Annotated in this window: 23 protein-coding genes; 7 read left to right on the top strand and 16 right to left on the bottom strand. The window is 69.9% G+C overall.

Features of this window, described 5'->3' with window-relative positions; translation table 11 throughout:
• Window positions 1-43: 43 nt before the first annotated feature.
• Entirely contained in the window at window positions 44-1,792 is a 1,749-nt protein-coding gene (locus ACUZ2Y_RS28380; RefSeq protein ID WP_476324610.1) for a proline--tRNA ligase, read from the bottom strand.
• A gap of 116 nt (window positions 1,793-1,908) precedes the next feature.
• On the opposite strand from ACUZ2Y_RS28380, the gene ACUZ2Y_RS28375 reads away from it, so the two are divergent.
• Window positions 1,909-2,274 carry a VOC family protein gene (locus ACUZ2Y_RS28375; RefSeq protein WP_476324609.1) on the top strand — a complete coding sequence of 122 codons (366 nt, stop codon included), beginning with the start codon at window positions 1,909-1,911 and terminating at the stop codon, window positions 2,272-2,274.
• Here the strand turns inward: ACUZ2Y_RS28375 and ACUZ2Y_RS28370 are convergent.
• Complete coding sequence (locus tag ACUZ2Y_RS28370; protein ID WP_476324607.1) at window positions 2,264-3,205, bottom strand: GNAT family N-acetyltransferase; 942 nt, start codon at window positions 3,203-3,205, stop codon at window positions 2,264-2,266. The two genes, ACUZ2Y_RS28375 and ACUZ2Y_RS28370, sit on opposite strands and share 11 nt — an antisense overlap.
• 75 nt (window positions 3,206-3,280) lie before the next feature.
• On the opposite strand from ACUZ2Y_RS28370, the gene yaaA reads away from it, so the two are divergent.
• From yaaA to ACUZ2Y_RS28355, 3 genes are all read left to right on the top strand, one after another.
• Window positions 3,281-4,021: a peroxide stress protein YaaA gene (yaaA, locus tag ACUZ2Y_RS28365; protein WP_476324605.1), complete on the top strand. Its 741-nt coding sequence runs from the start codon at window positions 3,281-3,283 to the stop codon at window positions 4,019-4,021.
• A 174-nt stretch (window positions 4,022-4,195) separates the two neighbouring features.
• On the top strand, window positions 4,196-5,155 hold the full coding sequence (locus ACUZ2Y_RS28360) for a serine protein kinase RIO (RefSeq protein WP_476324603.1): 960 nt from the start codon (window positions 4,196-4,198) through the stop codon (window positions 5,153-5,155).
• Window positions 5,156-5,414: 259 nt separating this feature from the next.
• Window positions 5,415-7,067, top strand: a complete 1,653-nt coding sequence (locus tag ACUZ2Y_RS28355) for a DEAD/DEAH box helicase (RefSeq protein WP_476324601.1) — start codon at window positions 5,415-5,417, stop codon at window positions 7,065-7,067.
• A gap of 131 nt (window positions 7,068-7,198) precedes the next feature.
• Here the strand turns inward: ACUZ2Y_RS28355 and cobA are convergent, their stop codons facing one another.
• Entirely contained in the window at window positions 7,199-8,425 is a 1,227-nt protein-coding gene (gene cobA / locus ACUZ2Y_RS28350; protein ID WP_476324599.1) for a uroporphyrinogen-III C-methyltransferase, read from the bottom strand.
• Between the two features lie 48 nt (window positions 8,426-8,473).
• Window positions 8,474-8,923 (bottom strand): winged helix-turn-helix domain-containing protein, encoded by a 450-nt coding sequence (locus ACUZ2Y_RS28345; RefSeq protein WP_476324597.1) that lies wholly within the window; start codon window positions 8,921-8,923, stop codon window positions 8,474-8,476.
• A gap of 419 nt (window positions 8,924-9,342) precedes the next feature.
• Between ACUZ2Y_RS28345 and ACUZ2Y_RS28340 the strand changes: the two genes are divergently transcribed.
• The 3 genes from ACUZ2Y_RS28340 (at window position 9,343) to ACUZ2Y_RS28330 (ending at window position 14,322) form a co-directional block, all read left to right on the top strand.
• The gene (locus ACUZ2Y_RS28340) at window positions 9,343-12,891 is read left to right on the top strand and encodes a carboxypeptidase regulatory-like domain-containing protein (RefSeq protein ID WP_476324595.1); all 3,549 of its coding nucleotides are present in this window, start codon (window positions 9,343-9,345) and stop codon (window positions 12,889-12,891) included.
• Between the two features lie 268 nt (window positions 12,892-13,159).
• Complete coding sequence (locus ACUZ2Y_RS28335; protein ID WP_476324593.1) at window positions 13,160-14,107, top strand: acyl-CoA desaturase; 948 nt, start codon at window positions 13,160-13,162, stop codon at window positions 14,105-14,107.
• A complete protein-coding gene (locus ACUZ2Y_RS28330) occupies window positions 14,104-14,322 on the top strand; it encodes a hypothetical protein (protein ID WP_476324591.1) in 219 nt (72 codons plus the stop codon). Before ACUZ2Y_RS28335 ends, ACUZ2Y_RS28330 begins: the two co-directional genes overlap by 4 nt.
• Here the strand turns inward: ACUZ2Y_RS28330 and ACUZ2Y_RS28325 are convergent.
• The 12 genes from ACUZ2Y_RS28325 to ACUZ2Y_RS28270 form a co-directional block, all read right to left on the bottom strand.
• The gene (locus ACUZ2Y_RS28325; protein ID WP_476324589.1) at window positions 14,301-14,699 is read right to left on the bottom strand and encodes a DUF6292 family protein; all 399 of its coding nucleotides are present in this window, start codon (window positions 14,697-14,699) and stop codon (window positions 14,301-14,303) included. The genes ACUZ2Y_RS28330 and ACUZ2Y_RS28325 overlap by 22 nt on opposite strands.
• Before the next feature lie 52 nt (window positions 14,700-14,751).
• Window positions 14,752-15,648, bottom strand: a complete 897-nt coding sequence (locus tag ACUZ2Y_RS28320; RefSeq protein ID WP_476324587.1) for an NAD-dependent epimerase/dehydratase family protein — start codon at window positions 15,646-15,648, stop codon at window positions 14,752-14,754.
• A 55-nt stretch (window positions 15,649-15,703) separates the two neighbouring features.
• The gene (locus tag ACUZ2Y_RS28315; RefSeq protein WP_476324585.1) at window positions 15,704-16,564 is read right to left on the bottom strand and encodes a hypothetical protein; all 861 of its coding nucleotides are present in this window, start codon (window positions 16,562-16,564) and stop codon (window positions 15,704-15,706) included.
• Window positions 16,565-16,615: 51 nt separating this feature from the next.
• Complete coding sequence (locus tag ACUZ2Y_RS28310) at window positions 16,616-17,425, bottom strand: alpha/beta hydrolase-fold protein (RefSeq protein WP_476324583.1); 810 nt, start codon at window positions 17,423-17,425, stop codon at window positions 16,616-16,618.
• A 264-nt stretch (window positions 17,426-17,689) separates the two neighbouring features.
• A complete protein-coding gene (locus ACUZ2Y_RS28305; RefSeq protein WP_476324581.1) occupies window positions 17,690-18,400 on the bottom strand; it encodes a PIG-L deacetylase family protein in 711 nt (236 codons plus the stop codon).
• Window positions 18,400-19,605, bottom strand: coding sequence for a precorrin-6y C5,15-methyltransferase (decarboxylating) subunit CbiE (cbiE, locus tag ACUZ2Y_RS28300; RefSeq protein WP_476324579.1), 1,206 nt, complete (start codon window positions 19,603-19,605; stop codon window positions 18,400-18,402). The genes ACUZ2Y_RS28305 and cbiE overlap by 1 nt, the downstream gene beginning before the upstream one ends.
• 38 nt (window positions 19,606-19,643) lie before the next feature.
• Complete coding sequence (locus ACUZ2Y_RS28295; protein ID WP_476324577.1) at window positions 19,644-20,924, bottom strand: ABC transporter substrate-binding protein; 1,281 nt, start codon at window positions 20,922-20,924, stop codon at window positions 19,644-19,646.
• Between the two features lie 17 nt (window positions 20,925-20,941).
• The gene (locus ACUZ2Y_RS28290; protein WP_476324575.1) at window positions 20,942-22,039 is read right to left on the bottom strand and encodes a branched-chain amino acid ABC transporter permease; all 1,098 of its coding nucleotides are present in this window, start codon (window positions 22,037-22,039) and stop codon (window positions 20,942-20,944) included.
• The gene (locus tag ACUZ2Y_RS28285; protein WP_476324573.1) at window positions 22,039-22,947 is read right to left on the bottom strand and encodes a branched-chain amino acid ABC transporter permease; all 909 of its coding nucleotides are present in this window, start codon (window positions 22,945-22,947) and stop codon (window positions 22,039-22,041) included. Before ACUZ2Y_RS28285 ends, ACUZ2Y_RS28290 begins: the two co-directional genes overlap by 1 nt.
• Window positions 22,944-24,743 carry an AMP-dependent synthetase/ligase gene (locus tag ACUZ2Y_RS28280; protein WP_476324571.1) on the bottom strand — a complete coding sequence of 600 codons (1,800 nt, stop codon included), beginning with the start codon at window positions 24,741-24,743 and terminating at the stop codon, window positions 22,944-22,946. The genes ACUZ2Y_RS28285 and ACUZ2Y_RS28280 overlap by 4 nt, the downstream gene beginning before the upstream one ends.
• Complete coding sequence (locus ACUZ2Y_RS28275; RefSeq protein WP_476324569.1) at window positions 24,740-25,558, bottom strand: ABC transporter ATP-binding protein; 819 nt, start codon at window positions 25,556-25,558, stop codon at window positions 24,740-24,742. Before ACUZ2Y_RS28275 ends, ACUZ2Y_RS28280 begins: the two co-directional genes overlap by 4 nt.
• The gene (locus tag ACUZ2Y_RS28270; RefSeq protein ID WP_476324567.1) at window positions 25,546-26,361 is read right to left on the bottom strand and encodes an ABC transporter ATP-binding protein; all 816 of its coding nucleotides are present in this window, start codon (window positions 26,359-26,361) and stop codon (window positions 25,546-25,548) included. Before ACUZ2Y_RS28270 ends, ACUZ2Y_RS28275 begins: the two co-directional genes overlap by 13 nt.
• Window positions 26,362-26,399 lie beyond the last annotated feature (38 nt).

Below are 26,399 nucleotides of genomic sequence, written 5' to 3'. Positions count from 1 at the left end.
GGTGCGGGGCCGATGGCCCGCACCCCACTCGCTTGTCAGTCGATCAGCCCCGAACCAGCGCCGTCAGATGAGCGACAACCTCATCGACCGCGACCTCGGCCTTCTCGCCAGTCGCCCGGTCCTTGACCTCGACCACGCCATTCGCCAGCCCGCGCCCGACCACCACGATCGTCGGAACCCCGATCAGCTCGGCGTCCTTGAACTTGACCCCAGGCGAAGCCAGACGGTCGTCCAGCAGCACCGACAGGCCCGCCGCGTCCAGGTCGGCGGCCAGTTTCTCGCCGCCTGCGCGCAGGGTGTCGTCCTTGCCGGCGATCACCAGGTGGATGTCGGCGGGCGCGATGCCGCGCGGCCACACGATGCCCAGTTGGTCGTGGCTCTGCTCGACCAGGACCGCGACCAGCCGGGAGACGCCGATGCCGTACGAACCCATGGTGATCCGCACGGGCTTCGAGTCCGGGCCGAGCGCGTCGAGGGCGAAGGCGTCGGCGTACTTGCGGCCGAGTTGGAAGATGTGGCCGATCTCGATGCCGCGCGCGGCGACCAGGGTGCCGACGCCGTCGGGGGCGGGGTCGCCCTCGCGGACCTCGGCGGCCTCGATGGTGCCGTCGGGGGTGAAGTCGCGGCCCGCGACCAGGTCGACGATGTGGTGGTCGGACTTGTCGGCGCCCGTCACCCACGCGGTGCCGGTGACCACGCGCGGGTCGACCAGGTAGCGGACCCCGTTGTCCTGCAACGCCTTCGGGCCGATGTAGCCCTTCACCAGGAACGGGTTCTTGGCGAAGTCGGCCTCGTCGAGGATGACGACCTCAGCCGGGTCCAACGAGGCTTCGACGCGCTTCATGTCGACCTCGCGGTCGCCGGGCAGGCCGACGGCCACCAGCTCCCACTCGGTCTCGCCGGGCTTGCGGGTCTTGAGGAGCACGTTCTTCAGCGTGTCCGCCGCGGTGAAGGTGCGACCGAGGTCGGCGGCGTTGAGGAAGTTGACCAGGGTCTCGATGGTCGGGGTGTCGGGCGTGTGGTGGACCTGCGCGTCGGGCAGCCCGTCGAGCGGGATCGCGGGGGGCGCCTGGGTGACGACGGCCTCGACGTTCGCCGCGTAGTCCGAGTCGGTGGCGCGGACGAAGGTGTCCTCACCGGTCTCGGCGACGGCCAGGAACTCCTCGGAGGCCGACCCGCCCATCGCGCCGGAGGTGGCCGAGCAGATGACGTACTCGATGCCGAGCCGGTCGAAGATCTTGATGTAGGCGGCGCGGTGCTTCTCGTAGCTCTCGGACAGGCCGTCGTCGCTGAGGTCGAAGGAGTACGAGTCCTTCATCAGGAACTCGCGGCCACGCAGGATGCCCGCGCGGGGACGCGCTTCGTCGCGGTACTTCGTCTGGATTTGGTACAGCGTGACCGGGTAGTCCTTGTACGAGGTGTATTCACCCTTCACGGTGAGCGTGAACAGCTCCTCGTGGGTGGGGCCGAGCAAGTAGTCGGCGCCCTTGCGGTCCTTGAGGCGGAACAGGTTGGGGCCGTACTCGGTCCACCGGTTCGTCGCCTCGTAGGGCTCCTTGGGCAGCAGCGCGGGGAACTGGATCTCCTGGGCGCCCATGGCGTCCATCTCCTCGCGCACGACGCGCTCGATGTTGCGCAGCACGCGCAGGCCCAGCGGCAGCCAGGAGTAACCACCCGGTGCGACGCGGCGGACGTACCCGGCGCGGACCAGCAGCTTGTGGCTGGGCACCTCGGCGTCCGCCGGGTCCTCGCGCAGCGTGCGCAGGAACAGCGACGACATCCTGGTGATCACAATGGACTCCTCTGGGCCTCGTAGAAAGCAGGTCAAAGCGTAGTGACCCACCCCTGGCCTGCGCATTCGGGTTACACGTCGCGGAATTGTCGGTGGTCGGGTGCAGCATGCCCACCATGACAATCCACCTGGGCGGGACCACCATCGACTGCGAGAACCCGCGAGCACTGGCGGAGTTCTGGGCGGCCGCGATGGACTACAAGATCAGCGAGGACTACGGCGGCGAGTTCGTCATGCTGCTGCCCGAGGGCGGCACGCTTGGCGAGGTCCCGTACCTGGGCCTGCAGCGGGTGCCGGAGAAGCGTGACGGCAAGAACCGGGCGCACCTCGACTTCCACACCGAAGACCGGCTCGCCGAGGTGGAGCGCCTGGTCGACCTCGGGGCCACCGTGTTAGGCGAGCAGAAGATGCCCGGCCTGACCTGGTCGGTTCTCGCCGACCCGGAGGGCAACGAGTTCTGCGTCGCCTCGACTAGCGGATGAGCGCATAGGTCGTCCACCGCTCGACGACGCTGAACCCACACCGCTCGTACACGCCGAGGGCGCCGGTCGAGTTCCCGGCGTCCACGGCGAGCGTCATGGTGTCGTACCCGGCGCCGCGCGATTCCCGCAGCACCAAGGCGAGCAGCGCGGTCGCCACGCCGCGCCCGCGCCAGGACTTGCGGGTGCCGACCTCGCCGACCCACAGGTCCCGGGTGCCCGCGGGGCTCTCGGTGTCGTAGCCGAGGACATACGCGGCGATCTCGCCGGTCGCGTCGTCCCGCAGGATGACGGCCCGATCCGGCGCGAACGCGGGGCTCCCGGTGTAGTGCGCGCGCCAGTACGCCGGGTCCGACGGCGTCGAGCCCCAGTGCTCGGCGAAGCACTCGTTGTGCGTGCGGCGCAGGTCGTCGTCGATGGCGGCGGTGTACTTGTCGACGGTGAGACCCGGCGGGATCGGGAGGTCCGGCGTCGCACCGTCGAGTTCGGCGCGCATGTCGAAGAACCATCGCACCGGCACATATCCGGCGTTGACGAGCAGCGCCGTGTGCCCGGGATTGTTTTCGTGACTCGACGACCGCGGTTCCAGCCGTAGGTGCGGGCAGTGCGCGGTGTGCAGGTCCTCGGCCAAACGGACCAGCCGGTCGAGCAGGTCCCGCCCGATCCCCCGCCGCCGGTGCGACGGCCGCACGTGCCCCTCCAAGGGCACCCCGTCGACCTCGGTCTTGCCCACCTTGAACCAGGCCACACCCTCCGCGACGAGCAGGTCGCCGTCGAAGCCGCCGAGGGGGCCGGTGTTCGGGTCGGCCAGCAACTCGGCGAACTGGGTGAGCCCGGCGTGCTCCCCGGTCTTGTCGACCGCCTCGGCGGCGGCCCGCAGGTCCACCCACTGATCGGCGTCGTCGGCAACCAGGTTCCGCCAGGTGATGGTCATCGCCCGACCGTACGACCGGCACGAGCCGAGATCGACCGAATTACCGGACGCGCCGCCACCGCTTAAGCTCACCGCGTGCTCGTGCTGCTGCCCCCATCGGAGACCAAGGCCGAGGGCGGCGCAGGCGGGCCCCTCGACCTCACCGCCCTGTCGTTCCCTGAGCTCACCCCGGTGCGCGAGCGCCTGGCCACCGCACTGAGCGACATGGCCGCCGACGTCCCGGCGAGCCTGGCCGCGCTCGGCCTCTCGGAACGCCAGGCGGACGAGGTCGTCCGCAACGCGGTCCTGCGTGAGTCCCCCACGATGCCGGCGCTGGAGCGCTACACCGGCGTCCTCTACGACGCCCTCGACGCGAAGTCGTTCACCAAGCCGCAGCGCAACCGGGCCAACCGCAGGCTCGCCGTGGCGTCGGCGCTGTTCGGCGTGGTGCGCACCGGCGACCCGATCCCGGCCTACCGCCTCTCCGGCGACACCGTCCTGCCCGGGCTCGGCGGCCTGCGGCCCCTCTGGCGGGCCGACCTGGAGAAGACGCTGTCCACAGTGGACGACCTCGTGGTCGACCTGCGCTCGGGCGCGTACGCCAACCTGGCCGCGATCCCGCACGCCGTGACCGTCCGCGTGGTCACCGACGACGGGACCGGCAGGCGCAAGACCGTCAGCCATTTCAACAAGGCCTACAAGGGCAAACTCGCCGCCGCCCTCGCGCTGGCCCCGCGCGAACCGGGCTCCGTCCGGACCCTCATCTCCGTCGCCGCGGCCAACGGAATGCGACTCGAACCGACCGGCAAGAAATCGCTCGACCTGATCGTCGCTTAATTCGATTGACCGCCCTGAGCCGGCCGGGCAAGCTGTGCGCGACAGAGGCGAAGAAGGACCTGAGGAGGTGCCCTGTGGTGATGACTGTCCCGGTGGCGGCACCAGCCCGGCCACCCGCCCCACGTCGCTGACTCTCGCGGTGGGGCTTCCTTCCCAGGTCTAGGAGACCCACCAGTGCGAAAGCACGAGTTCACCGACGAGTTCGACAGTTTCGACAGCACCCCGCGCGGCCGCATGCGCCGCGTCCGGTTCGACGACGACCCCCAGCCGCAACGCACCGGCAGGCTCACCGAGGCCGAGAAGGCCCGGCTCGCCCGCGTGCGCGACGACGCCTACACCGCCGCCGAGGAACTCCCCGACGGCGCGGACCGCTGGTCCACATGGGGTGACAGCGACCAGGGTCCGCACCCGCGGCCCGACTGGCTGATCACCGACCTCGCCGCGGCCGACACCGAGTTGGGCGTGCTCAAGACGGGCAAAGAGGCCGACGTGTTCGTCATCGAGCGCGCCGTCCCCGACGGTCCGCGCTGCCTGCTGGCCGCCAAGCGGTACCGCAGCGGCGAGCACCGGATGTTCCACCGCGACGCGGGCTACCTCGAGGGCAGGCGGATGCGCCGCTCCCGCGAGATGCGCGCGATGGCCAACCGCAGCGCCTTCGGCCGCAACCTGATCGCCGAGCAGTGGGCGGTCGCGGAGTTCGCCGCGCTCACCCGCCTGTGGTCCATCGGCGCCCCGGTGCCGTACCCGGTGCAGCGCGACGGCACCGAGATCCTCTTGGAGTTCCTGCGCGACGAGGAAGACCAAGCCGCGCCGCGACTCGCCCAGCTCCGCCCGGAGCAGGACGAGCTGCGCGAGCTGTGGGAGCAGCTCGTCGCGGGCCTGGAGCTGTTCGCCGTCGTCGGCCTGACCCACGGCGACCTGTCGGCGTACAACACGCTGGTCCACGATGGACACCTGATGCTGATCGACCTCCCCCAAGTCGTCGATCTCATCGCGAATCCGCGCGGCCCGGAGTTCCTGGCACGTGACGTTGCCAACATTTCGGGCTGGTTCCGCTCCCGCGGACTGCCCGAAGACGTCGCCGATCCGGGCACTTTGACCGCTCGTCTGCTGGTCACGGCCGGTATCGACTGATCGGCCCGGGGAGCGGCGTACGTGATCCTGGTCCCTTGGTGCACGCTCGCTACTGGGCGTGCGCTAACCTAGGCACGCATCGTGAGCGACACATGGACGTCGCTCCCCGCCCGGCAACCGAATGACCGCCGGATGGCCAGCGGTGCCACCCGCAACTAACGGCGTGACATACGCGCCGGGCCCGTCCGTGTGAATGCCTGCCGGCCTCCTTTGAAGAGGGCGGAGCCTCCCGAGACGCGCCACGTCCGGAGAGGACCCCGTGCAGAATACTGCCCTGCCCACGAACGACCTGATTTCGAACGACATCGCTGAAGAGGACCGCAAGCCCCGCCACCGCCAGAGCGGCAAGGGCAAGCACATCGACCTCCACGAAGAGGGCGTCATCTCGTTCGCCGACCTCGGTCTGCCCCAGCCGCTGCTCAAGGCGCTGGCTGACGCAGGCATCACTTCCCCCTTCCCGATCCAGGCCGCGACGCTGCCGGACGCCCTCAAGGGCCGTGACGTCCTGGGCCGCGCGCAGACCGGCTCGGGCAAGACCCTCGCCTTCGGCCTCGCGCTGCTCGCCCGCCTCCAGGGCGGCAACCCCCGCGCCCTGCGGCCCCGCGCGCTGATCCTGGTCCCCACCCGTGAACTCGCGCTGCAGGTGAGCGACGCGCTCACCCCGCTGGGCAAGTCGCTGGGCCTGTGGGTCCGCACCGCCGTCGGCGGCATGTCGTTCCCGCGGCAGTCCGACGCCCTCAAGCGCGGTGTCGACCTGCTGATCGCCACGCCGGGCCGACTGTCGGACCACGTCCGCCAGGGCACCTGCATCCTGCACGACGTGCAGTACATGGCGATCGACGAAGCCGACCAGATGGCCGACATGGGCTTCCTGCCCCAGGTCCGCGAGATCATGGACCAGGCCGACCCGGACGCCCAGGTGCTGCTGTTCTCGGCGACGCTCGACGGTGACGTCGACCAGCTGATCAAGCGGTACATGAAGAACCCGGTCACCCACTCGGTCGCCCCGGCGACCGCCAGCGTGTCCACAATGGACCACCACATGCTGCTGGTGTCCAAGCAGGACAAGCCCGACGTCATCGCCGAGATGGCCGCCCGCGAGGGTCGCACGATCATGTTCGTGCGCACCAAGCACCACGTGGACCGTCTCGCCGACAAGCTTCGCTCCGTCGGCGTCCACGCCGGCGCGCTGCACGGCGGAAAGACCCAGGGTGCGCGCAACCGCGTCCTGAGCCAGTTCCGTGACGGCAACATGCCCGTCCTGGTCGCCACGGACGTCGCGGCCCGCGGCATCCACGTCGACAACGTCAGCCTGGTCGTGCACGTGGACCCGCCCGCCGACTCGAAGGACTACCTGCACCGCGCGGGCCGTACCGCGCGCGCCGGCGAGTCCGGCACGGTCGTCACGGTGGTCACCCACGACCAGCGCCGCACGGTTGTGCGGATGACGGACAAGGCGGGCGTCAAGCCGGAGAGCACCAAGGTGCGCCCCGGCGACCCGGACCTCGCGCGCATCACCGGTGCCCGCACCCCGTCCGGCGAGCCGGTCATCGAGCGGGTCGCCCCGGCCCGCCCGCCGCGCGCCGGTGGCCACACCCCGCGTCGGGGTGGCGGCGACTTCCGCCGTCGCACCGGCCGCGAGAGCCACGGCCACGAGGGCCGCGCCCGCGACGCGCACCACCCGCGTGACGACCGTCGCGACGCCCCCCGTGAGGGTGGCCCGCGCCGCGAGTTCCGCGACGGCCCCCGTCGTGAGTTCCGCGAGGGCCCGCGCACGGACGCTCCCCGAGGCGACGCCCCGCGTCGTGAGGCTCCTCGCCGCGAGTTCCGCGACGCTCCCCGTTCAGACGACCGCCGTTCGGCGCCTGCCGGTGCCGCGCGTGGGTCGCGTGACGGAGACCGCCGCTACTGATAGCGCATGAGAACCGCCCCCGAGGACTTTTCCTCGGGGGCGGTTTTCGTTTGCCGGCTTTGGCTGGGATGCCTGTTGGTGCCGGCCCGTTGTGTCCGGCGGGGGGCCGGCGCATCGGGGCACCCTTGCTCCTAGCCTTGGGGCCGTTCCAACTCCGCCGCCAAGCCGGCCACCGGCCCGATGATCGTCACAGCGGGCGGCCGAATCCCCTCCGCCGCCACATCAGCCGCCACCGAGTCCAAAGTGGACCGCAGGATGCGCTGATTCCGCGTAGTCCCCTCCTGCACCACCGCCACCGGCGTGGACGCCGGCCTGCCGCCCTCGATCAAGGACTTGGCGAACTGGTCCAGCTTGTCGACGCCCATCATCAGCACGATCGTGCCCCGCAGCTTGGCCAGGGCGGACCAGTCGGTCAGCGAAGTCGGGTCGTCCGGGCCGACGTGCCCAGACACCACCACGACCTCATGCGCCACGCCCCGATGGGTCACCGGCACGTCCGCCACGGCGGGCACCGCGAACGCCGAAGTGATGCCAGGAACCACAGTGACCGGCACCCCCGCCTGCGCGCAGGCGATCAGTTCCTCGAAGCCCCGGCCGAACAGATAGGGGTCGCCGCCCTTGAGGCGGACGACGAACTTGCCGGCGCGCGCGTGGGTGATCAGGGCTTCGTTGATGGCTTCCTGGGTGGCTGCGCGGCCGTAGGGGATCTTGGCCGCGTCGATCACCGTCACCGACGGCGGGAGTTCGTCGAGCAGGTCGCGGGGGCCGAGGCGGTCGGCGACGACCACGTCGGCTCGGGACAGCAGTCGCCTGCCGCGCACGGTGATCAGTTCCGGGTCACCGGGGCCGCCGCCGACAAGGGCGACGCCGGGCAGTTCCGGGGTACGGGCCTGATCGGACACCCGGCCCTCACGCAGGGCGTCGAGCAGGGCGTCGCGGACAGCGGCGGAGCGCTGGTGGGCGCCGCCTGCCAGCACGCCGATGAGCAGGCCGTCGTAGGAGCCGCTGGCCGGGGTGACCGCGCTGCCCTCGCTGCCGGCGTCGGCGCGTACGCAGAACACGCGGACCCGCTCGGCTTCGGCGGCCACCGAGGCGTTGACGTCGGTGTCGGACGTGCAGCACAGCACGTACCAGGCGTCGGCCAGGTCGCCGTCGGCGTAGCGGCGTTCGTGCCAGGTCAGTTCGCCCGCGTCGGCCATGGCCTGCACGGACGGGGTGACTTCCGGCGCGATGACCTCGACCTTGGCGCCCGTGGCGACCAGTCGGGGGAGCCTGCGCTGCGCGACGGTGCCGCCGCCGACCACGACGACGCGGCGGCCCGCGAGATCGAGTCCGACCAGATAATGCTGCTCTGCCATTGCGCAAGCATGCCTGGTCCGCCGCCGGACGCCACTCACCCACGCCCGTCAGTGTGACGGAACCGGCACCTCGGCCACCCGCACCCGGTACCCGACCCCGCGCACCGACTCGACGACGACCCCCGACGCACCCGTGCGCAACGACCGGCGCAATCGTTTGACAGCGGAAACCACGGCCTGGGTGTCGCCCACATAGGGGCGCCCCCACACGTGCGTGGTCAACTCCGCGAACGCCCACACCCGCCCGGGATCACCGGCCAGGGTGAACAACAGGTCGAACTCGCGCGACGACAGTGTGATCCGGGTGCCGTGCCAGGTCGCCTCCCGAAGATCGGCGTCGAGGCGCAGCTTGCCCTGTTCGACCACCCGGTGCGCGGGCATCATCGGCTCCCCGTCGAGGACGGCCCGCAGGGCGGACGAGTCGGGCAGGTAGAGCACCGCGACTTGGCCGTCGGTGGCCGCCGCGACGGCGGCGAGCTGATCGGCGGAAGTCCCCACACAGAACACGAGCGGTGTATCCAGGCCATTGAGCACGCCAACCCCCAGGCACGTCATCCACTGACAAGGCCTTTCGCCACAGGTTTCGCTTTGTTACAGCTTTTTCGACCGGTGGACCCCCTGACCTGAGATCAGGGGTTCGCCGCGAGACCGACCGGATACCGCCAGAGGACCTGGGGACCGCCGCGAGCTGACCAAGATCCAGCCCCCGCAAGCATCGGGCAGACGTCCATCAACCGCCCTTCCACACCGGGTCCGAGGCGCGGGCACACCGGCCGCGAATCGACCCGATACCGCCCGTCTGGAGTCCTTCACGGCGGATGACGGGTAGGGAAACGTCGAATGGAACCGGTGGTTGTCAGCCAACTACCGGCGGTCACACGCGCGGGCACCCCTGACCGCACAAGATGGGAGCGACCTTGTTATCCCACCGTCATCCCGGCCGGGCCTGGCTGGTCCTGCTCACCGCTCTACTCGCCATGCTCAGCACCCTGACCGTCCCCGCCCTGGCGGAGCCGGACCCGGCCGACAAGATCGAGCGGGCCGTCGCCGAAGCCTTGGAAGCAAAGGACAGCAGCGACTTCTGGGTGATGTTCACCGAGCAAGCCGACCTTTCCGGACCGTCCCAGGTCGCCGACTGGAACGCGCGCGGCCAAGCGGTGCTCGACGCGCTGCGCGAGACCGCGGACCGGAGCCAGGCCGCGGTCCGGGCCGACCTCGATGGCGCGCGGGTCGACTACCAGTCGTTCTTCATCGCCAACGCGCTGCTCGTGCGCGGCGGAACCACCGCCATGGCCGACTCGCTGGCCAAGCGCGCCGAGGTCGCGTCGATCCTCGCGACGCACACCTACGCCCTGCCCACACCCCAGCCCGGCGCCGACTCGGGCGCGGTGGACGCGGTCGAGTGGGGCCTCGCCGCCATCAACGCCGACGACGTCTGGTCCGGCTTCGGTGTGCGCGGCGAAGGCGTCGTCGTCGGCAACATCGACTCCGGCGTGCAGTTCGACCACCCGGCGCTGGCCGCGAAGTACCGCGGCAACACCGGTTCGGGAACGTTCGACCACAACTACAACTGGTTCGACCCGTCCCGGGTCTGCGCGGGCGGCACGCCGTGCGACAACAACGGCCACGGCACCCACACGATGGGCACCATGGTCGGCGGCGACGGCGCCAACCAGGTCGGTGTCGCCCCCGGCGCCCGCTGGATCGCGGCGAAGGGCTGCGAGTCCAACGGGTGCTCCGAGGCCGCACTGCTCGCCTCGGGCCAGTGGATGCTCGCCCCGACCGACTCGTCGGGCGCCAACCCGCGTCCCGACCTGCGCCCGCACGTGGTCAACAACTCGTGGGGCTCGTCGAACGGCGGGACGATCGACCCCTGGTACCGGGCGACCGTGCAGGCCTGGCGCGCGGCGGGCATCTTCCCGTCGTTCTCCAACGGCAACTCCGGACCCGGCTGCAACACCTCCGGCTCCCCCGGCGACAACCGCGAGTCGTTCTCGTCGGGCGCGTTCGATGTCAACGGCGCCATCGCCTCGTTCTCCAGCCGTGGCCCCGGTGAGAACGGTGACGTGAAGCCGAACCTGGCCGCGCCAGGCGTCAATGTGCGCTCGTCAGTCCCGGGCAACGGTTACGCGGCCAACAGCGGCACCTCGATGGCCTCGCCGCACACATCGGGCACGGTCGCCCTGATGTGGTCGTCGGCGCCGAGCCTGGTCGGCGACATCGCCCGCACCGAAGCCCTGCTCGACGACACCGCCGTCGACGTCGACAACCTCACCTGCGGCGGCACGTCTGACGACAACAACGTGTTCGGCGAAGGCAAACTCGACGCCTACGCCGCCGTCGACCGTTCCCCGCGCGGCCCGGTCGGCACGCTCACGGGCACCGTCACCGACGCGTCCACCGCCGCGCCGATCTCCGGGGCCAGGGTCGAGCTGACCGGCCCGAGCAACCGCTCGCTCCTGACTGGGGCACCTGGTTCGTATAGCTCCTCCCTTCCTGTCGGCGACTACACGATCTCGGTCTCGGCATTCGGCTACGGAACGGTCACCGGCACGGCGACCGTCACCGAGGGCCAGACCACGACTCGCGACATCGCCCTGACCCCTCAGCCCTTCGGCGACATCACCGGTGTGGTGCGTTCGTCCGCCGGATCGCCGGTGGCCAACGCGACGATCCGGATCACTCCGGGCCCCATCCAGTCTGTCACTTCGGGGCCGGACGGCGCTTTTGTCATCCACAGGGTCCCGTATGGCAACTACCAGCTGACCGCGTCCGCGGGTGGCTGCTCCGATCCGCGTACCCAGGCCCTGACCGTCGACGGCCCGGAGACACTCGACTTCACCCTGCCGAACCGATCGGATTCCTTCGGCCACCACTGCACCCTGGAGACAACGTCCTATGTGGAGGGTGACAACCAGCTGGCGCTGACCGGCGACGACCAGGCGACCCTGGTTTCGCTGCCGTTCGAGTTCTTCTTCTACGGCAAGACATACCGTGAAGCGCACGTCGCGACCAACGGCCACGTCAACTTCCTGGCCCGCAGCACGGCGTACGCGAACGCGGCGATCCCCGGCACCGCCGCGCCCAACGCGGCGATCTACCCGTTCTGGGACGACCTGCTCATCGACGCGTCCAGCCGGGTGATGACGAAGACCTCCGGCGCCGCGCCCAACCGCGAGTTCGTCATCGAGTGGCGCAACGCCACCTTCTTCCAGGCCACCACCACGCGCATCGACGTGGCGGCGGTCCTGTCGGAGAACGGCGAGGTGTCGCTGCGCTATCGCAATCTCGATTCCGCGACCCCGAGGGAAACCGGCAGCTCCGCGACCGTCGGCATCGAGAACTCCACGGGAACCGTGGCGCTGCAGTACTCGCTCAACTCGCCGGTCTTGACCAACACCCAGTCGATCCGCTTCACCCCGCCCGCCAGCGGCGTGCTGAGCGGAACCGTCACCGACGCCAACGACACCCTGCCAGTCGCGGGCGCGGTGGTTCGGGCGATGAGCGGCGCCACCGAGGTCGCCCAGACCACGACGGCAGCCGACGGCACCTACCGGCTGCGGCTGCTCGCCGCGGACTACACGGTCGAGGTCACCAAGCAGCACTACGTGAGCAGTTCCTCGCCGCTGACCCTCACCGGCGACCACACCCAGAACGTGGCGCTGAACACGCCACGGGCGGAGCTGGACACCACGCCGCTGACGTTCCTCGCCGAGGCCGGGCAGCTGCGCACGACCACGCTGTCGCTGCGCAGCACCAGCGCCCTGTCGCTGGACTACAGCCTGAGCAGCGGCGCGTCGTGGCTGTGGGCGGTGCCCGGGACGTCGAGCGTGAAGCCCGAGTCCGCGCAGGCGGTCACGGTCCGGGTCGACCCGGTCGGCCTGGTCCCGGGCGTGCACGACTCGACCATCACGTTCACCACCAACGCGGGCCGCACGCCCACGCTGACGGTCCCGGCCAGGCTCGTCGTCCCCGAATACCGAAGGGGAATCAACGTCGGCGGCAGCGGTCTCACCGACCGCAACACCGATGTCTGGGTCGATGACCAGCGGTGGGCGCCGGGCGGTGCCGGCTACCTCAGCGCGGGCCCGGTCACGACCACCCGCAAGGCGATCGCGGGCACCGAGGACGACGCGCTGTTCCAGTCGCAGCGCGAAAGCGCGGGTGGCTACCGATTCGACACGCTGCCCGCGGGCACCTACCAGGTCCAGCTGAACTTCGCCGAGCTGAACGCTTTCCAGCCGGTCGGCAGGCGGGTGTTCGACGTGTCCGTCAACGGGGCCAAGGTGTTGCCGAACTACGACATCGCCGCCCGGGTCGGCGCTCTCACCGCCGACGTGCACGAATTCTGGGTGACCGTCCCAGATGGAGGGTCGATCACGGTGGAACTCGCCGCGCTGGCGGGCAAGAAACCACCGGTCCTCAACGGCGTGCGGATCACGCACCGGCCGGACCGGACCTCGTAGTCCGATCCCCGGAGGCAGCCTCCAGCTCTACGGAGGTTGCCTCCGGGCGTTTCGGGGTATCCTGTGAGTAGTCGAGAGAATTCTCGGACGGGACCAGGAACCGTCCGTCTCGACAGACCGGGTGGCCTCCGGCCACCGGATCGGGCCGCGGATACCCCGGCAGACACTGAGCGTGTCGTGGGACCAGGGTCGCGGACCTGCCAATTCAGCGTGTTCGTCCCGATCGCCGGGAACAGGCGCCCACGACACTCCGAGACGAGTTTGTGCCATGTCAGCGAGTTCTCCCGTTCTTGAACGCCCCCCCAAAGCGCCCAAGCCCATCTTCGGCGAGCCCGCTTCGCGGACCGAGATCATCACGATCCGCGCGTTTCTGATCATCCCGTTCATCGCCTTGCTGGCCGCCATCCCGCTGATGTGGGGCTGGGGCGTGAGCTGGGTCGACCTGACGGTGGCCGCGGTGTTCTACACGGTGTCCACGCTCGGCGTGACCGTCGGCTTCCACCGCTACTTCACCCACGGCGCCTTCAAGGCCGCCCGACCGCTGCGGATCGCCCTGGCCATCGCCGGGATGCTGGCCGCGCAGGGCAGTGTCCTTGGCTGGGTCGCCGACCACCGCAGGCACCACGCGTTCTCCGACCGCGAGGGCGACCCGCACTCCCCCTGGCTGTTCGGCACGTCGCCCAAGGCGATCCTGCGCGGCTTCTGGCACGCGCACATGGGGTGGCTGTTCGGGCGCGACCGCACCAACATCGACCGCTTCGCCCCGGACCTCGCCGAGGACCGCGACATCCGGATGCTCGACAAGCTGTTCCCGCTCTGGGTGACGCTCAGCGTGGCGCTGCCCGCCGTCATCGGCGGCCTGGTCACCATGTCGTGGTGGGGCGCGCTGACCGGCTTCCTGTGGGCCGGACTGGCCCGCGTCGCCTTCCAACACCACGTGACCTGGTCGACCAACTCGATCTGCCACATGATCGGCAGCCGCCCGTTCGCCAGCCGCGACCGCTCGGCCAACTTCTGGCCGCTGGCGATCCTGTCGATGGGCGAGTCCTGGCACAACTCCCACCACGCCGACCCGACCTCGGCCCGCCACGGCGTGCTGCGCGGTCAGATCGACATCTCGGCCCGGCTGATCTGGATCTTCGAGAAGCTCGGCTGGGTCTCGCAGGTCCGCTGGCCCACCCAGGAACGACTCGACAAACTGGCGGTTTCCAAGTGAACGAAGCACTCACCGGTCCGATGTCCACCTTCGCCCGATCCCGCTCCGACGCCCTGGACGACATGGTGCTGCAGCGCGGCCGGGCCGCGGTGGTCGTCGCGGGCCAGTCCGACGGTGTCGAGGACTGCCGGGAACTGCTGCTCATGCTCGGGCTGGACGCGGGCACCGAGCGGCCGCACGACCCGCTCCTGGCCTACGTCGGCCCGGCGATGTAGCCGCTGAGCCGCTCGGCCAACACCGCCCTATCGTCCGCCGTCGCGGGCCGGTCCGTGCTTGTGGACCGGCCCGCGACGGCGTTCGCGACGAACTTGGCGACGTCACCGGGGGCCGGGACGATGTCGGTGCTCAGCCTCGCGACGGTGTCGGGCTTGCCGGGCGGATTGTGTTCGATCGCCAGCGACCAGCCCGCGCGCTCGTCCCACAGGAGCATGAGGTCCTTGCCCGGGCGGCCAGGCAGGGCGACGTAGGCGGTCGCGGTGTCGCTGATCTCGCAGGAAGTTCCCTCGGCGGGCAGGTCGATGGCCTCGGCCACGGCACGCAGGTAGGCCTCCAGGCCGCGCCGCAGGGAGTAAGTGCTGTCCGCGTTGTTCACGTCGTGAACGTTACTTCAGTGCGACCGGCAGGTTATCCCGGCGAGGTGGGGCTCACCGCGGTCCGACTTCGCGCCGCACCACCTCGGGCAGCCACGCCCGCACCGGCGAGAACTCGTGCTCGACCACCATGCCGAAGTCCGCCGGGTACGAGAACGGCGACAGATCCGCGTCGCCGACCGGGTCGTCCAGTTCCTCGATCACCGCGGCGCGGCCGGTCACGTCCTCGATCACCGCGCACAGGTCCCGCGCGCTCAGCCCGTCGGGTGAGCTCGCGTTGACCGGCCCGGTCAGCGACGACTCGCTCAGCCAGGCCAGGTAGCCCGCTATCTCGTCGGCATGGACGAACGACGACCGCCCAGGCTCCCGGTGCGTGACGATCCTGGCGCCCGCCAGCACCCGGTCGACGTGGAACGCGAGCCTGCCGGTGAACTCCCCCTCGGCCAGCACATGGCCCGCCCGCGCGAACGCCACCGGGAATTCCGCCGCGTCGGTCAGCGCGCTCTCGGCCTGGCGCTTGCCTTCGCCGTAGTGGGCGTCGGCGAAGTCCGGGTCCAGCCACGGCAGGGACACGTCGTACCCGTGGTCGGCGGGGTCCAGCTCGGTCGCGGCGGCGAAGGGGCGGACGCCGGGGACGGTCGGGTAGACCTCGATCGTCGAGGTCATGACCAGCCTGCCGGTCCGGCCCTGGAACGCCTTGGCGGCGGCGAGTGCGGCGACCGGCGAGTAGCACATCTGGTGGACGACGGCGTCGAACTCGCGGCCCGCCACCGCTTCGCTGAGCGCGGCGACGTCGTTGGCGTCGGCGGACAGCCGCGACACCGTGTGGCCGAAGTCGTCGCCGGAGCGGCCCCGGGTCAGGACCGTCACACGGTGGCCCTCGCCTAGCAGCCGCCTGACCAGTGTTCTGCCGAAGAACCTTGTGCCGCCGATGACACAGATGTGCCCCATGTCTCCCCCTCCGCTGTCGAACACTCCAACGCGGGGAGGGGCGGGCTATTCCCGGCTAGGCGGCTTCGCGCCAGAGTCCTTCGATGCCTTCGGACCGGCAGCGGTGGTCGATGTAGAGCAAGGTCGTGAGCACCGTCGTGGCGGGGGCGAACACCGCGCTGGTGAGGACCGTGGCCAACGAGGTGCCCAGGGCCGATCCGCCGCTGACGGTCTCGAACACGGCCCCGACGATCGCGGCGACGATGCCGGTCGCGAGCCCGGCGAGGAGCAGGATCCCGAACACGCGCCACCAGCCCACGGCATGCACCAGCGTGCGGGAGCGGCGCAGCGACTCGATGACGCCCTGGTTTTCGACGACCGCGACCGAGGCGGCGAACGAGAACGCCATCGACAGGTACACGATGGCCACCAGCCCCGGGAAGGCCAGCAGCATGCCCGCCTCGCCGCCGAGCGCGATGGCACCGACCGCGATGGTCGCGATCCCGATCATCATCGCGCCGATGGCCGCGAGGATCCCGAGCAGCCGGGGCAGCTTCGGCAGCATGGCCGTCAGCGCCGCCCGCAGACCCGTGACGTGCCCGAACACCGCCCGCGGAACCACGACGTTGACCACGCCGACCAACACGAGCGCCATGACCTCGACGACCAGCAGCGCGATCATGGTCGCGATCAGGAACGGGCGCAGCTCGGCGAAGGTCGGAATCTCGGTGGTCGGCACCTCGGGAAGCCCGCCCACCACGAGAACCGTCACCGCGACCGTCACCAGTTCGGCGATGACCGCGATGAGCAGGCCGCCGCCGAAGAGCGCGCGCGGATTGCGGCGCAACGCCTGCACAGTGCCGCTGACCAGGTCGGACAGGGTCAGCGGGCGAAGCGGGACGATGCCCAGGCGCAGGGCTTCGTTGTCAGTGCTCATCAGTTTGATCCCCAGGGGTCGGTGTGTGGACGATAGCCGCACACCGGCGGGTCAGAGAACGCTGCCCACGAACTTCAGCGCCTCGGGAAGCACCGACTTCCAGTAGGCCTCGTCGTGGCCACCGGGGGTGAACGCCGCCTCGACGGCCTTGGTGTTCTCGGCCAGCCGCCGCGTCGGGCCGATGAACGCCTTGTCCTCGGTGCCGCACCAGACACCCAGCTTCTGGGTCGCGAACTCCGCCATGTGGCGCAGCGGCTCCCGCTGCTCCCACTGTTTCTGCCCGTCGTCGAACATGCTGGAGGCCTGTGCGTCGCCCCAGTTGTCGTACAGCTTCGGGCTGATCACCGCGACCGCCGAGAGCCCGGGCGTGCGGGCCATGTTCAGCGCGCCCGCGCCGCCCTCGGAGATGCCGAGCACGGAGAACGGGGTGCTGGCGAGATCGTGGTAGTCCAGCCAGCCGGGAAGGTCCTCGAAGAGCATCCGCTGCGGGTCGTCGTCCTTGTACCCGACCCAGTCGCCACCGTCGACCGCGGCGACCGCGAACGGCGTGGACCCGCCCGCGACGACCTTGGTCAACATGTCGGGGACACCGAGTTCGAGGAAACTCTTGGCCCCGCCGAGGCTGGAGGCGTGCATGGCCACACAGACAGGGAGCGGCTCGGTGATGCCTGCCGGTCGCATGATCACGATGTCCACTTCGCGGTACCGGCCGGACGACAGGTTGCGTCCCGTCGTCACCGGCTCGGTGGCCGAGGCGGGGGTCTTGCTCTGGATGATGTTGTCGGCCTGGCCACCGGGCGTCATATCCCGCTGACATCCCGCCAGCAGACCGGCACCGAGACCCAGCCCACCGACCAACACCGCCCGACGAGAAAGCCGAACAGTTCGCGCAATATTCACAAGTTCTCCGCTCGTCACGGACCCCTGGCGAGATCCTATGGGTCTAGCGGGGCCTGTGGGGCAGTCCGCGCAAACCTGCCACGTTGACCTTGTCACGTGAACATCTGGTGAGTGGCGATCGAGCCACCAGTCGGTTGCCCTCCGATAACTGGTCCGCACCACTACGCCGTTCGGTGCAATGGAATCACAGGGCGCTCTCCGCCCACCTCGCGGCGCGACCGCTTGTCACATGGGAATCAACTCGAACGACGCCGCCAGTGGGGTGCCGAAACGTTTCCCGGTCTGCTCCGCGATCGTGCGCAGGAATCCCTCCGGTTCGGCCATCGGCCCGTCCAGCGCCGCCAGGTAGGCCGCGTGTTCCTTGAGGGACGCGATGCCCCGGTCCAGTGTCTCTGTCACGTCCACCGCGTGGGTCGCCAGCGGGGAACCCGCGACAGCCACCCAGCGCACGCCGGACCACGGCTCGCCGGCGTCGGTGAAGACCCACCGGTTGGCGGCGTCTCGGACGGCGTCGAGGGTGGCGTTGCCGACGTTGCGGTGGTCGGCCGTGTTGAGGAAGCCACCGGGGAAGCTGGGGTGGTGGTTGATCGTGATGATCAGCTCCGGCTGGTGGCGGCGGATCGCCGTGGCCAGGTCACGGCGCAGGGGGACGCCATATTCGATGACGCCGTCGGGGTGGTCGAGGAATTCCACGACGTCGACACCGACGATCACGGCGGCGGCGATCTGTTCGGCGGCGCGCAGCGGGCCGGAGCGATGTGGCGGCATCGAATCGATCCCCGCCTCGCCGCGGGAGGCGAGCAGGTACGTCACCGTCTTGCCCGCGTCGGTCCAGCCGGCGATCGCCGCGGACGCGCCGTACTCCAGGTCGTCCGGGTGCGCGACGATGGCCAAGGCGCGCTGCCAGTCGGTGGGCATAGGTTCCAAATCGGGCATTATCGCTTCCCCCACAACAGGAATGTCGAACTCGCGGGCGCGATACCGACGCCGGTCGGGAGTTCGGTCAGGGCGGCTGAGGACAGTTGGCATCCGTCGACGGTGTAGCCGGCGTCGAGCAGGGTCTTGCGGGTGTCGCCGAGGCGGTCCAGTTCCGGGACCAGCACGACGATCCGGTCCGCCCCGGTTCCGGCGCACGCGCGGACGACTTCCGGGTGGGAAGTGCCGACGAACACCGAATCGGGACGGGGCAGACCGGCCAAGGCCGCGGGCGGGTCGCCGTCGACCAGGCGCAGGTCGACGCCGTGGGAGCCGGCGTTGGCGACGATTCGTATGCACAGTGCGGGATCGCGCTCGATCGAGACAACGGCCGCGCCGAGTTTCCCGGCCTCGATGCCCAGCGCGCCGGAGCCGGCGCAGACGTCCCAGACGAGCGCGCCGGGACGCGGGGCGAGCCGTGCCAGGGCCAGCGCTCGGACTTCGGGGGCGATCCCGACGCCCGCCCTCGTCTGGTACGCGCTCTCGTCGAGCGCCCACCCGCCTGCCGCGGGCACCGGTTCGCCACCGGCGATCCAGGTGTCCGGCCCGAGCGCGTCGAGGGACGCCAGGCACAGCACCAAGTTCGGCTCACGCCAGGTTCGCCGGACAGCCTCCGTCGCGTCCACAATGGACAGCTTCTCGCCTGGGCCACCCAGGTCTTCCAGAACCGCGATGTTGCGCTGCCAGCCGTCGAGTTCGCGGGCGAGCTCGGCGGGTCCGGCGCCGGGCGCGGTGAGTACCGCGACGGACTTGCGGGCTCGGCAGACGTTCACCGCGTGGCGGAAGTCGCGACCGCGGGCACTGACCACAGTCAGGTCGTCCCACGGCCGCTTGATCATCGCGGCCATCCGCTGCAGGGCCGACACTGATGGCCAGGTGACCACTGGGAGTCCCTTGGCCCGCAACGCGCGCAGCACGCCGAAGAAGCCCGCGTCACCCGAGACCAGGACGGTGGCGGACTCCTCGGCGCGGACGGTGTCGGCCAGGGCCCGCAGGATGGAGGCCTCCACCGTGTGGCCGCCCAGGATCAGCGTGCGCTCGGCGTGGCGGCCGTGGGCGTCCAGATGGGACCTGGCGCCCACGACCAGCTGGGACTTGCCCAGCGCCACCTCGGCACCGGCGGGCAGGACCACCCCGTCGACACCGACCACCGTCACCGTCGTCATGGGCTCATGAGATCACGAACCGAGCCCATTGGGCAGCCTCAGCCCGCCTTCTTGAACTCGTAGGCCTTGGCCGCGTCGGAGGTGAAGTTGTACTTGACCGTCTTGAGCCCGAACGGCTTCGCCGGGTCGATCGCGAACAGCGTGCTCGTGCGCGGCGGGTTGCGGTCGTCGACCGAGCCGTACTGGTAGTCGCCGGTCAGGCCGTCGAACGTCACCGTGCCCAGTTCCTTGGACGCGGCGAGGATGCCGTCGCGGCTCAGGTTGCCCTTCGACACCGCCTTCTCCAGCACCGCGGTCATCGCGCGGGCCTGGTTGTAGCCGAAGGAGAAGTAGTAGTCGGGCTGCTGGGAGGGGGCGTACTTCGTGGTGCGGTCCACCATGTCCTTCATGCCGGGGACGGCGTTGTCGCCCCACTCGGTGCCCTCGGACACGATCAGCACGTTGGCCTGCATGTACGGCGCGACCGCGGACTTCGACAGCGCGCCGGCGTAGCTCGGCGACTGCGCGTACCACTTCGGGGCGAACCGGCCCTGCGCCGCCGTGCCGAAGATCTTGCCCGCGTCGCTCGGCGTCGCGGTCAGGAAGACCATCTGGCAGCCCGCACCGGCCAGCGCCTGGATCTGGCCCGCGTAGTTCTCCGTGCCCGCCTTGAACTTCTGCTGGTTGGCGACGGTGAACCCGTTGGCCTTGGCCGCCTCGGCGACACCGGCCAGCCCGGCCTCGCCGTAGACGTCGTCCTGGCTCATCGTGCAGATCTTGCTGTCCTTGGTGCCGCCGCCCTGGGTCAGGTAGTAGTCGATCGCGTTGATCGCCTGCACCTGGTACGGGCCGCCGATGGGCAGCAGGTTCTCCTCGCGGACCCAGAGCGCGTCGAGCGAGGCGGGCGCGGCGAGCACCTTGTCGGTCTTGAGCTGCGGGAGGACCGCCAGGGTCGAGGGGGTGCCGAGGATCTGGGTGAACGCGACGACGTTGCCCTTGACCTTGTTGTACTGCTGGACGGTGACGTCCGGCTTGTACTGGGTGTCCTCCTGGACCAGCTCCACTTTGTACTTCCCGGCGACGCCGCCGGTGGAGTTGAGGTGGTCGAACCAGACCTTGTTGCCCGCGGTGAGCGGGAGGCCGATGACGGCGACCGGACCGGACAGCGGTGAGAGAACGCCGAGCTTGATGGTGGTGCCGTCGAAACCCGCGGTGGTGCCTGGCGTGCCCGCGTCGCCGCCGCCGGATCCACCCCCGTTGTCGCCCGCGCCGCCGCACGCGGACGCGGCGAGCACGAGCGCCGCGAAGCCCGCGGCAAGAGCCAATCGGTTGTGCGGCATGTGACGCCCTCCTTGAGTCAATACGAGAATGGCCAGGCCTTGAAGTAAGTCTTGACGCGCAGCCAGATTCCTGCGAGTCCACGCGGTTCGAGCACGAGGAACAACACGATCAGGACACCGAAAATCGCCTGATTGAGTGCGAAGACGCTGATGAACCCCTCTCCGCCGACCGAGGTCCGCACACCGGGGATGTCGGCGCTGTACCGGTCGATCAGGGCGGGCAGCGCGCCGACGAACACCGCGCCCAGGATCGAGCCGAAGATCGTGCCGAGCCCGCCGACGATGACGATCGCGATGTACTGGATGGACAGCAGCAGGTTCCACTCGTCGGGGCTGACGAACTGCTGATACGACCCGAACAACGCGCCCGCGACGGCGGCGATCGCGCTGGAGACCATGAAAGCGCCGATCTTGTAGCGCCCCGCGCGCACACCGATGACCTCGGCGGCTTGGTCACGGTCGCGCACGGCCTGCAGCGCGCGGCCAGGCCGGGTGCGCACGAGGTTCTTGGCCAGCAGCGCGATCAGCGCCACCAGGCCCCACACGAGCCAGAAGTAGCCCTGGTTGCGGGAGTACACCTCACCGGCGATTTCCAGTCGGCTGAAGTCGATCGGGCCGACCGCCGGGGGCGCGGCGACCGACGTGCCCGAGTTGCCGCCGGTGACGTCCTTGAGATTGCGCCACAGATGCTCGCCCACGAAGATCAGCCCGAGGGTGACGATGGCGAGGTAGTTTCCGCGCAGCCGCAACGCGAACGGCCCGATGAGTCCGCCGAGAGCCGCGCCGACGGCGGCCGCCGCGAGCAGCCACAGTGGCAGCGGCAAACCGAGATCACCACCGACGATCGCCGTGCAGTAGGCGCCCGCGCCGATGAAGAAGGCGTGGCCCAACGAGATCTGCCCGCAGTAACCGGTCAGCAGGTTCAGCCCGATCGCGCCGACCGCGGTGATGCCGACGTAGACCAGGATCGACAGCCAGAAGTCGTCGTGGACGACCATGGGCAGCATGACGACCACGAGGATCATCATGGCCAGCCCGGCTTTCGCCCACGGCGTGCCGAACAGCCGCAGGTCCTGGGCGTAGGCGCGGGTCAGATTGCGGTGCGGCTTGGCCATCAGATCCGCCTCACGTCTTTGGTGCCGAGCAGGCCGTACGGTCTGATGAGCAGAATGACGATCATGAGCAGATACGGGACGATGATCGAGACGTTGTCGCCCGCCCAGGAGAACAGCTGGTCCTGGTAGCCGCGGGTCAGCGCCTCGGCCAGGCCGATGACGATGCCGCCGAGCACGGCGCCCGCCGGGGAGTCCATGCCGCCGAGGATCATCGCGGGGAACGCGGCCAGCGCGATGAAGCCGATCGACGGCGACAGCCCGCCCGGACCGGCCGCCAGCGTGATGCCCGCGAGCGCGGCCAGCGCGGCGGCGATCGCCCACGAGACGGCGTAGACCTTCTTGGCGCTGATCCCCTGCGCCAGCGCGGCTTCCGGGTCGAACGCGGTCGCCCGCATGGCCAGGCCGAAGCCGGAGAAGCGGAAGAACAGGAAGAACGCCGTGACCACCGCGATCGTGATACCGATCGTCCACAGGTCGCGCACGCCGAAGACGAGGCCGCCCGCCTCCACGGTCTGGATGTTCCACGGGTTGGGGACCTGGAGGTTGTCGAATCCCCAGATGGCCGTGAGGACCGGTTCGATGATGAACAGCAGGCCGATGGTGATCATGATGACGGCGAACGGGGGCTGCCCGACCATCCGGCGCAGCACGATCCGCTCGAACCCGGCGCCGACCAACGCGGCGGCGAGGCAGGCGAACAGGATCGACAGCCCGAACGCGAGGGCCAGGTTGTCGGAGAAGGTGTAGCCGAGGTACGCCCCCAGGGCGAGCAGGCCGCCTTGGGCGAAGTTGATGACGCCGGTCGACTTGTAGATGACCACGAAGCCGAGCGCCACCAAGGCATACGTCGAGCCGAGGGCGAGGCCGGCGAAGCAGTTGGTGAGGAAGGCGGTCAGTTCCGGGCTCATGTGTACATCGCCTCGATCTCCTCGGCGAACCGCTGCTCGACCGCGCGGCGCTTGACCTTCTGGGTGGCGGTCAGCTCGCCGTCCTCATGGTCGAGTTCCTTCGTGATCACCTTGAAGCGCTTGATCTTCTCGACGTTGGCGAGGGAGGCGTTGGCCTCGTCGACGACCTTGGCGATCAGCGCCTCGACCTCGGGCTTGGCCGACAGGTCGGCGTAGGTCGTGTACGTGATGCCGCGGCGGGTGGCCCAGTTGCCGACGGTGTCGCGCTCGACGCCGATGAGCGCGCTGAGGAACTTGCGGCGGTCGCCGATGACGATGGCCTCGCGGACGAACGGCGAGACCTTCAGCAGGTTCTCGATCTCCGACGGGGAGATGTTCTTGCCGCCCGCGGTGATGATGATGTCCTTCTTGCGGTCGGTGATCCGCAGGAAGCCGTCGCCGTCGACCTCGCCCACATCGCCGGTGTGCAGCCAGCCCTCGGCGTCCACGGTCTCCGCCGTCGCCTCGGGGTTGTCCAGGTAGCCCTGGAAAACGCCTGCCGAGCGGGTGAGGATCTCGCCGTCGTCGGCGATGCGGATCTCGACACCCGGCAGCGTGGTCCCGACCGCTCCGAGGCGGACGTCGCCGACCGGGGTCAGGGTGCAGATCGCGGTGTTCTCGGTCTGGCCGTAGCCCTCACGGACCGGGATACCGATGGCCCACAGGAACTCCAGGACCTGCGGCGCGATCGGCGCGGCGCCGCTGATGGCCGCGCGGACGCGGGACATGCCCAGTTTCTCCCGCAGGGCACGGAAGACCAGCAGCTCGCACAGCGCCAGCACGACCTTGTCGGCGAACGTCGTCGACTCGGTCATCCGGCGCGGGGCGATGCGGCGGCCCTGGCGCAGGCACATCTTGTAGAGGCCGCGCTTGAGCCGGGACGCGTCGGCCATCCGGATCTCCACGCCCGCCAGCATCTTCTCCCAGACGCGGGGAACGCCGAGGAACACTGTCGGCTGCACGTCACGCAGGTCGTGCTGGAACGCCGGGCCGCCTTCGCCGAAGTTGACCACCAGACCGGCCCAGACGGCGTCGATCACCGAGATCAGCCGCTCGGCGATGTGGCACAGCGGCAGGTAGCTCAGCACCTCGTCCTCGCGGGTCGCGCCCAGCGCCTCGATGAAGCACCGGCCCGACGCGACGAGGTTGGCGTGGGAGATCATCGCGCCCTTGGGCGGTCCGGTGGTTCCCGACGTGTAGACGAGGATCGCGGTGGCCTCCGGGTCCACTGAGGACACTTCGCGGGCGAACTCGGCGCGGGCGTCGCCGCTGTTCTCCAGCTCGCTGAAGGTGTGGACGTCCCGGTGGTCCTCGACGCGGACACCCTGCGGGTCGATGAGGACGATGTGGCGCAGCGCGGGTAGCCGGTCGCGGACCTGGGCGACCTTGTCGAACTGCTCCTCGTCCTCGGCGATCAGGACGGTTGCCCCGGAGTGCGACAGCAGGTATTCCACCTCCGCGGCCGGAGACGTCGGGTACACGCCGATGCACTGCGCACCGATGCCCTGGATCGCGAGGTCGGCGACCACCCACTCCGGACGGTTCTCCGCATGGATCGCCACCCGGTCCCCGGGTTCGACACCCAGGGCTTTGAGTCCTATCGCGACGGAGGCGACACGGTCGGCGTAGGTCGCCCACGTCCATTCCCGCCAGATGCCGCGGTGCTTCTCCCGCATCGCCGGATCGTTCGGGCGTTCCTCGGCCAGCTGGAGCAGGCGGCCGGGCAGGGTCGCCATGCCGCTGAGTGTCGCGGTCATTCGCCACCACCAAGGTAAGCCTCGATGACCTTGGGGTCCTTCTGCACTTGCGCGGGCAGGCCCGCGGCGATCCCGACCCCGAAGTCCAGCGCCAGGACCCGGTCGGCCAAGTCCATCACCAGTCGCATGTCGTGCTCCACCAGGATCATCGCGAGGTTGAGCTCCCGGCGGACCTGCACCAGGTAGCGGGCCATGTCCTCGGTCTCCTCGACGTTCATGCCCGCCACGGGCTCGTCGAGCAGCAGCAGGGTCGGCTCCATCGCCAGCGCCCGCCCGAGTTCGGCGCGCTTGGCCACGCCGTAGGGCAGCAGGCCCGCGGGCATTCGCCGGTAGGGCTCCAGTTCGAGCAGTTCCACGACCTCCTCGACGGCGGCGCGGTGCTCGATCTCCTCACGTTTGGCCCGGCCCCACCAGGCCATGCCCGCCACGAAACCCGTGCGCATCAAGTGGTGTCGGCCAAGCATCAGGTTGTCGATGAGGGTGAGGTGTTCGAACAGGCCCAGGTTCTGGAACGTCCGCGCGACGCCGAGTCCGGCGATCGCGGCGGGCGATTTGCCGATGATGCTCTTCCCGTCGAGGGTGATGGTGCCGTGCTGCGGGCGGTAGACACCGTTGAGGCAGTTGAAGATGGAGGTCTTCCCGGCGCCGTTGGGGCCGATCACCGCGAACAGCTCGCCGCGCGCCACCTCGAAGCTGACACCGTTGAGCGCGGTGACCCCGCCGAACTTCAGGGTGAGCTCGGAAACCGAGACCAGCGGCGCCGCCACGGGCGCGGGCGCCGCCACCGACTCCATCTCGGCGGTCAGGCGCTCCATCGCTTCTTCCTCCGATAACTCTTGATCTCGGCGAACGACCGCTGCGACCCGTCGGCGGGGGCGCCCAGGTAGAACTCGCGAATGTCCTCGTCGGCGAGCAGGTCGCCCGCCGGGCCGTCGCGCACCACGGTGCCCACTTCGAGCACGTAGCCGAAGTCCGCAATGGACAGTGCCATCATCGCGTTCTGCTCCACCAGCAGCACGCTCGTGCCCTGTTCGTTGATGTGCTTGATGATGTCGCGGACCTGTTCGACCAGCTTCGGCGCGAGCCCGAGGGACGGTTCGTCGAGAAGCAGCAGTCGCGGGGCTGCCATGAGAGCGCGGCCGATCGCGAGCATCTGCTGCTCGCCGCCGGACAGGTAGCCCGCCGTGGAACGCCGCCTGCTCGCCAGCACGGGGAACAGGTCGAGCACGCGGGCGTAGGACTCGCGGACCTCGGCGCGCGACCGGCGGGTGTGCGCGCCCGCGCGGAGGTTCTCGTCGATGGTCATCTCGGCGAAGATCCGGCGGCCCTCCATCACCTGGGCGATGCCGAGCCGCACCACGCGGGCGGGGTCGGCGCCGGTGATGTCCTGGCCGTCGAACTGGACGGTGCCCTTGGTGACGCGGCCGCGGTGGGGATGGAGCAGGCCGGTGACCGCACGCAGCAGGGTCGTCTTGCCCGCGCCGTTGGCGCCGAGCAGCGCGACCACGCCACCGGTCGGGACGGTCAGGCTCAGTCCGCGGAGGACCAGCACAACGTCGTCGTACACGACCTCCAGGTTGGACACCGAAAGGACCGACTCGCCCGCCGACGCCACCATCGCCCTCCGCGTGACCTAGATCACAAGTAGGCAGGACG

It is taken from the genome of Actinokineospora sp. UV203 (assembly GCF_056323665.1).
Note: the sequence above shows the minus strand (reverse complement) of the source record. Positions and strands in the feature narration are given on the sequence as shown.